We start from the raw sequence: 11158 nt of genomic DNA on the forward strand, positions 1-11158 counted from the left end.
ATGGAACAGGATGATGTTTCCGCGATTATCCGTCTTCTGGTGACGAACGGCGAGCGCTACGCTGCGGTTGTGCGTCGCCGATCCCCGGCGGCGCGAGAGTCCGGAGCGTTTCCATGTCTGCCGCCAACAAGCCTGCTTCCCCGATCCGTGTGTATTCGTTCCTGCTGTCCGGGCACGCTCATCGCGTCCGGTTGTTCCTGTCGCTGCTCGGCCTGCCGTCCGAGACCGTCGACGTCGATCTGGCCGCCGGCGCGCAGCGCGAACCGGCGTTTCTCGCGCTCAATCCGCTCGGGCAGGTGCCCGTGATCGACGATGGCGGCACGGTGATCGCCGACTCGAACGCGATCCTCGTCTACCTCGCGAAGCGCTACGGCGACGCGCACTGGCTGCCCGACGATCCGGCCGGCGCGGCGGTCGTGCAGCGCTGGCTGTCGTATGCGGCGGGGCCGATCGCATCGGGGCCGGCCGCCGCGCGGCTCGTGACCGTGTTCGGCGCGCAGCTCGACCAGGAGGCCGCCAAGCGCACGGCCGCCAAAGTGCTCGACGTGATCGACGGCGAGCTGGCCGGCAAGCCGTTTGCCGCCGGCGCGCAGCCGACGATCGCCGATGTCGCCGCGTATTCGTACATTGCGCACGCGCCGGAGGGCGGCGTGTCGCTCGAACCGTATCCGCACGTGCGTGCGTGGCTGGCGCGCATCGAGGCGCTGCCGGGCTTCGTCGCGATGCCGACGACGCGCGTGGGCCTGCTCGCCGCGTAACACCCACCGAAGCCGAGCCTGTTCAGGGAGAACGCGATGAATGCCCCGACTGTTCCGACCGCCGTCGTACCGGGCTGGGAACTCGACACCGCGCCGTTTCATGCGGGCGAGCTCGCCGTGCAGCAGCGCGCGGGCGTGACGGAGGCCGCGGGTTCGGCCGGCCGGCGCGGGATCCGGCGCTTCATGCCGGACCAGCACCGGACGTTTTTCGCGCAACTGCCGTTCTTCGTGCTCGGTGGCGTTGATGCGCACGGCCAGCCGTGGGCGACGCTGCGGGCCGGCGCGCCGGGGTTCGTGACGTCGCCCGATGCGCGCACGCTGCGCATCGCGGCGCGCGCGCTGCCGGGTGATCCGCTGACCGGCGCGTGGCAGCCGGGCGCGCCGCTCGGCGGGCTCGGGATCGAATTCGATACGCGACGGCGCAATCGCGTCAACGGCGTCGTGCGCGCGGTCGACGGCGATGCGCTGACGATCGCGGTCGAGCAGAGCTTCGGCAACTGCGCGAAGTACATCCAGGGGCGCAAGCCGACGTTCGTCGCACGGGAAGTCGATGCCTCCGCGCGGCCCGACGTGTCGGACGCGTTGAGCGACGCCGATCGCGCGCTGCTCGCGCAGGCCGACACGTTCTTCGTCGCGAGCGCGAACACGTCGACGGACGCGGGCGCCGCGCGCGGCGCGGACGTGTCGCATCGCGGCGGGATGCCGGGTTTCGTGCGCGTCGACGATGCGCGCACGCTGACGACGCCGGATTTCAGCGGCAACCGCTTCTTCAATACACTCGGGAACCTGCAGCACGATCCGCGTGCGGGGCTGCTGTTCGTCGATTTCGATAGCGGCGACTTGCTGTACGTGGCCGCGCGCGCCGAGATCGTGTGGGACGGGCCGCTCGTCGCGTCGTTCGACGGTGCGCAGCGGGTCGTGCGGTTCCATGTGCGGGAAGTGCGGCGCGTGCGCGCGGTGCTGCCGTTCCGGTGGTCGGCGGTCGAGCGTGCGCCGCAGTTCGCGGCGATGGCGGCGGGGATGGTTTCGGGCGTGGGCGCAGCTACTGGGGCGGCGGTGCCGTCCGCTTCCGCTCCTGAATCAACATTAACAGCGGCAGCGGCAGCGGCAGCGGCATCGGCATCGGCACCCGCACCCGCACCCGCACCCGCACCCGCACCCGCACCCGCACCCGCATGGCGGCCGCTGCGCATCGCGAAGGTCGTCGACGAAGCGCGCGCGATCCGCTCGTTCCATTTCGAACCGGTGGACGGCGGCCCGTTGCCCGCCTACGAAGCCGGGCAGCACCTGACGCTGCGCATCGCGCTGCCGGGCAACGATTCGCCGGCGATTCGCAGCTACACGCTTTCCGATGCACCGGGCGGCGCGCATTACCGGATCACCGTGAAGCGCGAAGGGCGCGTCTCGGCGTGGCTGCACGATCACGCGCACGCGGGCATGACGCTCGACGCGCAGATGCCGCGCGGCCGCTTCTCGTTCGATCTCGCCAGCCCGCGCCCGGCCGTGCTCGTGTCGGCCGGCATCGGCATCACGCCGATGATCGCGATGCTGCGCCGCGCGCTGGCCGACGCTCAACCGTCGCGCCGCATGGTGTTCGTACACGGTGCGCGTGAAGCGGTTGATCGACCGTTCGCCGAGGAACTGGCACGTGTCGCCGCCACCGACGCGCGCTTGTCGCTCCACTGGTTCGACAGTCATCCTCACGAAGGCGCGGCGGCACATGCCGGCCGCATCGACATCGCACAGCTGAAGCGGATCCTTTCGTTCGACGATTACGATTTCTACCTCTGCGGGCCGTCGGCATTCATGCGCGACTTGTACGACGGATTGCGCGCACTGAACGTGCCGGACGAACGCATCCGTTTCGAGGCATTCGGGCCGTCGAGCGTGGCACGCAGCGCGACCCGCACGACTGCCGCGCCGGCGGCGGCGAGCGTGCCGGTCGTCTTCCGACGCACCGGTCGCGAAGCCGCGTGGACGCCCGCCGACGGCACCTTGCTCGAATTGGCGGAAGGGCAGCGCGTGGACGTGCCGTCCGAATGCCGCTCCGGCTCATGCGGCACGTGCGCGACGCGCGTGCTGTCCGGCGCGGTCGACTACGAGCAGGCGCCCGATGCCACGGTCGAACCCGGTTGCGCGCTGCTGTGCGTCGCGCGGCCCGCGAAGGGGACGGAACCGCTCGTGCTCGACCGCTGACGCACCCATGCGACATGCGGCCGCAGATGGCCTGCTGCGCGAAAAGCGCGCGCAACTGCTTCTTTTTTCGGATGCCGGTTGGATCGACGATAGCGTCAACCGATAGATGAAAGGAGCGCAATCATGAAACTGCTCGGCATGATCAAACTGGTTCTGTGGAGTTTCTTCGGCGTACGCAACAGCAAGGCGCACGCGACCGATCTCGCGAACGCCAACTTCACGATGCTGCCGTTCGTGGCGATCATCCTCGCAGTGCTCGTCGGCGCGGTCATCTACGGCGTCGTGCACCTGGTCGTCGATCCGACCGTGACGATGCAGGGGTTCTGAGCAACCTGCCGTTGCCGATGAATCGCGAGCGGGCGAACGTGCCCGCTTCGGTTTCCGGCCGTATGTCCGGCGCGCAACGGCGCCGGCCGTTGACGCGGGCGCGCACGACGCAAGTCACGCGCCCATCGGCACCGTCGTCGTGCCGCGCGAATCGCGCTGTCCTCATTCCCGCCTTCCCCGTTTCCCGTTTCGCCCGATTCCAGGTCGGTCAGCCCCGCCCGGGGTAAAATGCGCGCCGCGCCGCGATGTCGCGCGCGACGGGCACGCCGCCGTTCCAGCGAACGGTGCGCGCCAGTGCGTCGCGCCCGCACCGAGGCGTTCGAAGCGTCCCCCGCATGACAAGACCGCGCGATGCCGCCGGCCGCCCGACACGCCCCCGACGAACCCGTCGACGGCCGCGTCGGTTCCCGGCGCATCACCTGAATCCGACGTCCCATCCTGCGTCTTCCTGATCGAGCGGCCCGCTTGCGTGCCGCATCGTCCGGTTCGTCTGATGAATGTCGCGCACGGGCACGCTTCGCAGCTTCGTAAACGGTTTCGACAGGGTCGAGTGGCGAGTTTTCCATCCAGAACAATGACGGTGAATAGAACAACAGCGTCGCGCGCACGGCGGCGCGCGAAAGTCGGGCTTGGCGTCGGTCTCGGCATCACGCTTTTCGCGGCCCAGGCCGCCGCGGCGCAGGGCGACACGCCGGCGCCGGACACGGAGGCGGCCGGCAGCGCGACGCTGCCGACGATCACGGTGAGCGGCGAGCGCGGCAACGCGCTGCGCGTACGCAACGCATCGGTCGCGGGGCTCGACGACACGCCGCTGCGCGACACGCCGGCGTCGGTGAGCGTCGTCACGCGCGCGCAGCTCGACGACCAGCAGGCGAAGCGGTTGAGCGACGTCGTGCGCAACGACGCATCGGTCGTCAACGACTATGCGCCGGTCGGCTATTTCGAAGGGTTTGCGATCCGCGGCTTCCCGGTCGATCTCGCGAGCGCGATCCGGATCGACGGGCTGACGGTGTCCGGCGAGCAGAACGTGCCGCTCGAGAACAAGGAGCGCGTCGAGATCCTGAAGGGGCTCGCGGGCATCGACAGCGGCGTCGTCGCGCCGGGCGGCGTGATCAACTTCGTGACGAAGCGCTCGGCGAACGTCGCGAGCGTGACTGGCGGCGTCGACAGCCGCGGCTCGACGTCGGCGGCCGTCGATCTCGGCCGCCGTTTCGGCCCCGACAATCAGTTCGGCTTCCGGATCAATGCCGCGAAGGAGAACATGCACTCGACCATCGACGGCACGAACGGACGGCGCACCTTCGGCTCGATCGCCGCCGACTGGGACATCAGCCCGCGTGCGAGCCTGCAGCTCAACGCCGAATTCCAGCAGTGGATCCAGCGTTCCGCACCCGGCTATCAGCTGCTCGGCGGCACCGTCGTGCCGTCGGTCAAGACGACGTCGAAGGCGCTCGGCACGCAGCCGTGGGCGAAACCGCTGACGACCGACGCGCTGAACCTGAACGCGCGCTTCGACTACCAGTTCAACGACGACTGGAAGGCCTACATCGCCGCCGGCCGCAGCCGCACGATGATCGACGACAACAGCGCGTTCGCGTACGGCTGCTCGTACGCGGCGAGCTGCACGGCCGGCGCGACGTCGCCGTTCTTCTTCGGCGCGAACGGCGACTATGACGTCTACGACTTCCGCAGCCCCGGCGAATATCGTCGCAACGACGACCTGCGTGCGGTCACGACCGGCAAGTTCGCGACGGGCCCGCTGCGGCACGAGCTGACGCTCGGCGTGAGCGTGCAGCGCCGCGTCGTGAGCATGGCCGACGCCGTGTACGACATCAGAGGTAGCGAGAACATCTACGGGCCCGACACGACGTTTTCTCCGTCGCCGAATTCGCCCGGCCCGTCGTATCCGCGCCTCGATGCGTGGCAGTACGGCGTGTTCGGGCTCGACCGCATCAGCATCGGCGAACACTGGCAGGTGCTCGCGGGCGGCAAGGAAGTGCTGCTGCGCCAGCGCAGCTGGAGCAGCCTCGACGGCGACGCGACGCATACCGACCGCTCGGTGTTCCTGCCGCAGGTGGCGCTCGTCTACAAGCCGGTGAACGTGCTGTCGCTGTACGCGTCGTACAGCAAGGCGCTGTCGCTCGGCGACCAGGCGCCCGTGCGTGCGACCAACGCGTATGCGTTCCTGCCGCCGGTCGAATCGCACCAGTTCGAGGTCGGTGCAAAATACGACTGGCTCGACCGGCTGAGCCTCACGGCCGCCGTGTTCTCGATCAGCAAGCCGTTCCAGTTTGCCGACCCGGACGCATCGGGCACGCGTTACACGTTCGTGCAGCGCGGCACGCAGCGGCACCAGGGGATCGAGCTCGGCGCGGCCGGGCGCGTGACCGAGCGCCTGGGGCTGACGGCCAGCGTCGCGGCGATTCGTGCGCGTGCGTACGATTCCGGGTCGCCGGCGTATGAAGGGCACCAGATCATCAACGTGCCGGCGCTGCGCGCGACGGTGTATGCGGATTACGCGGTGCCGGGCGTCGCGGGGCTGAACGTGCTGGGCGGCGTCGAGTACAGCGCGGCCCGCAACGCGAACGAGGAGGGCACCGCGCGCGTGCCGTCGTGGTTCGTGTTCAATCTCGGCGCACGCTATACGACGAAGATCGGCGGCCATCGCACGGTGCTGCGCGTGTCGGTGGACAATCTGTTCAACAAGTTCTACTGGCGCGACGCGGGCGAGCAGCAAGGCGATGCGTACCTGTTCCCGGGTGCGCCGCGCACCGCGCGCGTGTCGTTGACCTATGATTTCTGATCGTCCGGAACCGGCCGCGTGATGCGCGGCCCCGGCAGCCAACCTGGAGAGCACAGACGATGTCCCCACTCGAAATCGCCGGCGTGATCGTCAGCGCGCTCGCGATCTGGCTGACCGCGAAGCGGCGCATGCTGTGCTGGCCGGTCGGGCTCGTGTCGGTCGCGCTGTACGGCTGGATCTTCTTCGACGCGAAGCTGTATTCGGACATGCTGCTGCAGGGCGCGTTCGCGGTGCTGCAGGTGTACGGCTGGCAACGCTGGCTCGCGCAGCGTGCGAGCGAGGCCGACGGCAGCGCGGCGCCGGCGGGCGATGTCGCACCCGTCACGGGCGTGCGGCCGCTGCAGATGCTGCCCGACCTGATCGCGGCCGTCGTCGGCAGCGCGCTGCTCGGCGGCATGATGGCGCGCTGGACCGATGCGGCGCTGCCGTTCGTCGATGCATCGCTGACCGCGTTCAGCCTCGTCGCGCAATACTGGACCGCGCGGCGCTACATCGCGTCGTGGGGGCTGTGGATCCTCGTGAACGTCGTGTATGTCGGGATGTTCGTGTTCAAGGAACTGTATCTGACGGCCGGACTCTATGCGCTGTTCATCGGGCTGGCCGTCGTCGGCTGGCGCGACTGGAGCCGCACGGCCGCGGCGCTGCGCGCGGCGGCCGGCGGTGCGCTGGCAACCGGCGGCGGCGCGCGCTGATCCACGTGCCGATCTGAATCAACCACGGAGCAACGTCGTTCATGTCATTCCCCCTCGAGCCGGACGGATCCCTGTCGCGTGACGTCGCCCCGCCGCAATTCGGCGTCGACGGCGAGCAGGCCGAGCGCGACTGGCCGCTGATGACGCACGACGAGGTGGCGGCGGTGCTCGCCCGGATCGACGGCGCCGGCGAGCCCGCGCGGCTCACATGGCACAGCCCGCGGCAGTTCGCGGCGGCCGTCCTGGTGCAGATGACGGACGGGCGCGGGCTGTTCGTCAAGCGTCATCATGTGAGCCTGCGCGATGTCGCAGGGCTCGAGGAAGAGCATCGTTTCATCGCGCATCTGCGCGAGCGCGGGATGCCGGTGGTCGACATTCTTGCCGATCGCGACGGCGCGACCGCATTCGCATCCGGCGACTGGACCTACGAGGTGCACGTCCGGGCGCCGGGCGTCGACCCATATCGCGGCGTGATGTCGTGGCAGCCGTTCACGCATGCTTCGCACGCGTACGCGGCCGGCCGCGCGCTGGCCGAGCTGCATCGCGCGTCGGCCGGCTACGATGCGCCGGCGCGGCCCGTGCGTACCCTGCTGTCGAGCTTTCGCGTGCTGTCGTCCGCCGATCTGACGGGCGCGCTCGAACGCTGGGTTGACGCGCAGCCGCTGCTCGTGCGCGCGCTCGGTGCGCGTGACTGGCGCGGCGACGTGGCCGATGCGATCGGCCCGTATCATGCGCGCCTCGTGCCGCTGTTGCCTGCGCTGCCGCCGCTGTGGACGCACGGCGACTGGCATGCGTCGAACCTGTTGTGGACCGAAGCGGGGCCCGGTGCGCAAGTACGGACCGTGCTGGATTTCGGGCTGTCGGATCGCACCTGCGCGGTGATGGATCTCGCGCTCGCGATCGAGCGCAATACGGTCGACTGGATGGCGCCGGCCGATGCGCGGCGCGTCGAGTATGCGCAGATCGATGCGCTGCTCGACGGGTACGAATCGCTCGAACCGCTGGGCGACGAAGCCTATGCGGCGCTGGTCGCGCTGCTGCCGATCGTGCATACGGAGTTCGCGCTGTCGGAAGTCGCTTATTTCGGTTGCATCATCGATGCACCGGCCATCGTCGATATCGCGTACGACGGCTATCTGATCGGTCATGCTCGCTGGTTCGGCGAGCGCGACGGGCGGCAATTGCTTGACTGGCTCGTGCAGCGGCGGCGCGCGAAGCGAGGGGCTGCCTGATTCGCCGGCGGAGAATCGCTGCGCACGTGTGCCGATTCCCCGTGCTACCGCCATCTTCCGTGCGGCCGTCGCGCCGTACGTTCATCGAATTCTCCTGATCGCCGAAGCGGGGCATGGCTCTCGCAGGGCGCCGCACGCGCGCACGCGGCCGCCCCAACATGACGGAAATATCATCTTCGCCTCATGTTCGCACTGCGGCCGAACCGTAGCATCGGTCGCGAACCGTTACCGCAGAACCGAACATGCTCAAGCTCAACCTCGCCGTGGCCATCGTCTTCGCGATGGCCGCGACGGCTCATGCGCAGCCGTCGCTGTCGCCGGGGCCGGCCCTGTCTGCTTCCGGCAGCGTCGCGCCGATCAGCGCACCGCCCCCCGACGCTCTCCCGTCCAACTCATTGACGCTTGCCGATGCGCTATCGGTCGCGGCCCGGAACAATCCGGCGCTGCGCGGCGCGCGCGCGGACGTCGATGCGTCGGCCGGTGCACTGATGCAGGCCGGCGCGCGTCCCAATCCCGAAGTGTCGTTCCTGCAGGAAGGGTTCCGCCGCGCCGAACGCACGTCGACCGCGCTGATCAACCAGACGATCGAACTCGGCGGCAAGCGCAGCGCGCGGCTCGATGTCGCGTCGTACGGCAGGGAAGCGGCCAATGCATCGCTCGACGAGCAGGGCGCCGTCGTGCGCGCCGACGTGATCGCCGCGTTCTACGGCCTGCTCGCCGCGCAGCGCCAGCTTCAGGTGACGGAGGAATCGGCCGCGATCGCCGCGCGCTCCGCGGATCTCGCGAGCCGCCGGGCGCAGGCCGGCAAGGTGTCGCCGGTCGAGGCGACCAAGGCGCACGTGGCGGCGGCCGGCGTGCAGATCGAAGTGGTGACGGCGCGCGGCCGTGTCGAGGTCGCGCGCGAGAAGCTGAACGCGGTGATGGGCGAGGCGCGCGACGGCCGGCTTGCCGTGCAGGGCGACCTCGAAGCCGTGCCGCCGGTCGAGCCGCTGTCCGCGCTGACCGCGCAGCTCGATGATTCCCCGCTTGCACGGATCGCGCGCGCCGAGATGCTGCGCTCGAACGCGGCCGTGTCGCTCGAACGTGCGCGGCGCATTCCGGACGTGACGATCAGCGCGGGCGTGAAGCGCGTGACCACGGGCGGCGTGCCGGACAACCAGGCGGTGGTCGGTGTGTCGATCCCGATTCCGCTGTTCAACACGAACAAGGGCGCGCTGCTCGAGGCGACGCACAAGGCCGCGCGCGCGAATGCCGATCTCGATCGCGAACGCACGCGCCTGCGGCTGGACCTCACGCAGGCATACGTGAATTTCGAAGCCGCCGCGCAGGAAGCGCAGCGGTTGAAGGCCGACATCCTGCCGGCCGCGCGCCTTGCGCTCGACGCGATGTCGCGCGGCTACGAGCTCGGGAAGTTCAGCTTCCTCGACGTGCTCGACGCGCAGCGCACGCTGTTCCAGGGCCAGTCGCAATACGTGCGTGCGCTCGCCGATGCCCATACGGCTCGCGCCGACATCGGCCGGCTGGTCGGAACGCCACTTGCGCCGTTCGCACCGGCACCGGTCGCGCAATAGCGCAACGGACGCCTCTTTTACCTGAAGGATCACCATGTCACGCAACAGAATCCTGATCATCGCGGCGGTCGTGCTCGGCAGTGCCGGGATCGTCATCGGCGCACTCGGCGTCACGCGCAACGGCGGCGGCAACGGCGCGTCCGCATCGGCGGCCGTTGCCGCTTCATCCACCGAAGCCACCGGCGAGCGCGGCGTCGTCGTGCTCAAGCGCGGCAAGCTGTCCGTCGAAATCGTGATGACGGAGAAGCCCGGCGATGCGCGCCTCATCGTCTATCCGTTCGTCGACGGCAAGCCGGCCGACAAGGGCGTCACCGTGTCCGGCACGCTGGTTCGTTACGACCGCACGCACGAGCCGTTGCGTTTCGACGCGGCCGGCCAGAAGTTCGTATCCGCGCAGTCGATCGGCAAGCCGCACGTGTTCGACGCGACGATCGACGTGAAGGCGGGCAATGAATCGGCATCGTTCCCGTTCGCCCGCGCCGACGGCGCGATCGCGTTGACCGACGCGCAATTGGCGACCTCGAAGATCGCGCTGGCGAAGGCCGGCCCCGCCCAGATCGCGACGCCGTTCCAGTTGCCGGGCGAGATCAAGTTCAACGAGGATCGCACCGCGCACGTGGTGCCGCGCGTGGCCGGCATCGTCGAGCAGGTGTCGGTGTCGCTCGGGCAGAACGTCGCGAAGGGGCAGGTGCTGGCCGTGATCGCGAGCACCGATCTCGCCGACCGGCGCAGCGAGCTGCTGACGGCCGAGCGCCGGCTGTCGGGCGCCCGCGCGACCTACGAGCGCGAGCGCACGCTGTGGAAGGAGCGCATCTCGGCCGAGCAGGACTACCAGCAGGCGCAGGTGCAGTTGCGTGAAGCCGAGATCGCCGTGCAGAACGCGCGACAGAAGCTCGCCGCGCTGAATGCGCCGGTCGGCGCGGGCGCGCTGAACCGCTACGAACTGCGCGCGCCGTTCGCGGGCACGATCGTCGAGAAGCACGCGACGCCGGGTGAAGCGATTGCCGCCGACGCCAGCATGTTCGTGATCTCTGATCTCTCGACGGTATGGGCCGAGATGGCCGTGCCGGCGCAGCGGCTGAACGACGTGCGGGTCGGCCGCGATGCGACGGTCATCGCGACCGCGTTCGAATCGCGTTCGAGCGGCCCGATCGCGTACGTGGGGTCGCTGCTCGGCGAACAGACGCGCACCGCGCCGGCGCGCGTCGTGCTGCCGAACCCGGACGGCGTGTGGCGGCCCGGGATGTTCGTGAACGTGTCGGTCGACGCGGGCAAGCAGGGCGTGCCGCTCGCGGTCGCGAGCGACGCGCTGCAGGACGTCGACGGCGCACCGTCCGTCTTCGTGCGCTCGTCGAAGGGTTTCGTCGCGCAGGCCGTCGAAACGGGCCGGCGCGACGAACGGGCGACCGAAGTGCTGAAGGGGCTCAAGCCGGGCCAGGAATACGCGGCGTCGAACAGCTTCGTGCTGAAGGCCGAACTCGGCAAGGGGAGTGCGGAACATGAATGAGCGCTACGTGTGTGCCGTTGCGCGCCTCGCGGCCCGATATGCGGCCCGCTTTCCGGCCCGCCGGGTGACCGG

At 69.5% G+C, this 11158-nt stretch carries 8 protein-coding genes; all 8 read left to right on the forward strand.

Going from position 1 to position 11158, the window contains the following annotated elements; all coding sequences use genetic code 11:
* Positions 1 to 113: 113 nt before the first annotated feature.
* Entirely contained in the window at positions 114 to 758 is a 645-nt protein-coding gene (locus CFB40_RS20695; RefSeq protein WP_089432244.1) for a glutathione S-transferase family protein, read from the forward strand.
* Between the two features lie 36 nt (positions 759 to 794).
* Complete coding sequence (locus CFB40_RS20700) at positions 795 to 2954, forward strand: pyridoxamine 5'-phosphate oxidase family protein (protein ID WP_089432245.1); 2160 nt, start codon at positions 795 to 797, stop codon at positions 2952 to 2954.
* Positions 2955 to 3077: 123 nt separating this feature from the next.
* Entirely contained in the window at positions 3078 to 3281 is a 204-nt protein-coding gene (locus tag CFB40_RS20705; protein ID WP_043178166.1) for a DUF2970 domain-containing protein, read from the forward strand.
* Between the two features lie 574 nt (positions 3282 to 3855).
* Complete coding sequence (locus CFB40_RS20710) at positions 3856 to 6084, forward strand: TonB-dependent siderophore receptor (protein WP_089432246.1); 2229 nt, start codon at positions 3856 to 3858, stop codon at positions 6082 to 6084.
* A gap of 59 nt (positions 6085 to 6143) precedes the next feature.
* Positions 6144 to 6776, forward strand: a complete 633-nt coding sequence (gene pnuC / locus CFB40_RS20715) for a nicotinamide riboside transporter PnuC (RefSeq protein WP_089432247.1) — start codon at positions 6144 to 6146, stop codon at positions 6774 to 6776.
* Positions 6777 to 6817: 41 nt separating this feature from the next.
* On the forward strand, positions 6818 to 8008 hold the full coding sequence (locus CFB40_RS20720; RefSeq protein ID WP_089432248.1) for a phosphotransferase enzyme family protein: 1191 nt from the start codon (positions 6818 to 6820) through the stop codon (positions 8006 to 8008).
* 242 nt (positions 8009 to 8250) lie between these two features.
* A complete protein-coding gene (locus CFB40_RS20725; protein WP_089432249.1) occupies positions 8251 to 9579 on the forward strand; it encodes a TolC family protein in 1329 nt (442 codons plus the stop codon).
* Positions 9580 to 9613: 34 nt separating this feature from the next.
* Entirely contained in the window at positions 9614 to 11086 is a 1473-nt protein-coding gene (locus tag CFB40_RS20730) for an efflux RND transporter periplasmic adaptor subunit (protein ID WP_089432250.1), read from the forward strand.
* Positions 11087 to 11158 lie beyond the last annotated feature (72 nt).

The organism is Burkholderia sp. AU31652 (assembly GCF_002223155.1).
Classification (GTDB): Bacteria; Pseudomonadota; Gammaproteobacteria; order Burkholderiales; family Burkholderiaceae; genus Burkholderia.

What these genes read in the sequence shown, in the direction of transcription:
- CFB40_RS20700 (WP_089432245.1), top strand. Translation starts at nt 795, where the DNA reads ATGAATGCCCCGACTGTTCCGACCGCCGTCGTACCGGGCTGGGAACTC.
- pnuC (WP_089432247.1), top strand. Translation starts at nt 6,144, where the DNA reads ATGTCCCCACTCGAAATCGCCGGCGTGATCGTCAGCGCGCTCGCGATC.
- CFB40_RS20710 (WP_089432246.1), top strand. Translation starts at nt 3,856, where the DNA reads ATGACGGTGAATAGAACAACAGCGTCGCGCGCACGGCGGCGCGCGAAA.
- CFB40_RS20695 (WP_089432244.1), top strand. Translation starts at nt 114, where the DNA reads ATGTCTGCCGCCAACAAGCCTGCTTCCCCGATCCGTGTGTATTCGTTC.
- CFB40_RS20720 (WP_089432248.1), top strand. Translation starts at nt 6,818, where the DNA reads ATGTCATTCCCCCTCGAGCCGGACGGATCCCTGTCGCGTGACGTCGCC.
- CFB40_RS20705 (WP_043178166.1), top strand. Translation starts at nt 3,078, where the DNA reads ATGAAACTGCTCGGCATGATCAAACTGGTTCTGTGGAGTTTCTTCGGC.
- CFB40_RS20730 (WP_089432250.1), top strand. Translation starts at nt 9,614, where the DNA reads ATGTCACGCAACAGAATCCTGATCATCGCGGCGGTCGTGCTCGGCAGT.
- CFB40_RS20725 (WP_089432249.1), top strand. Translation starts at nt 8,251, where the DNA reads ATGCTCAAGCTCAACCTCGCCGTGGCCATCGTCTTCGCGATGGCCGCG.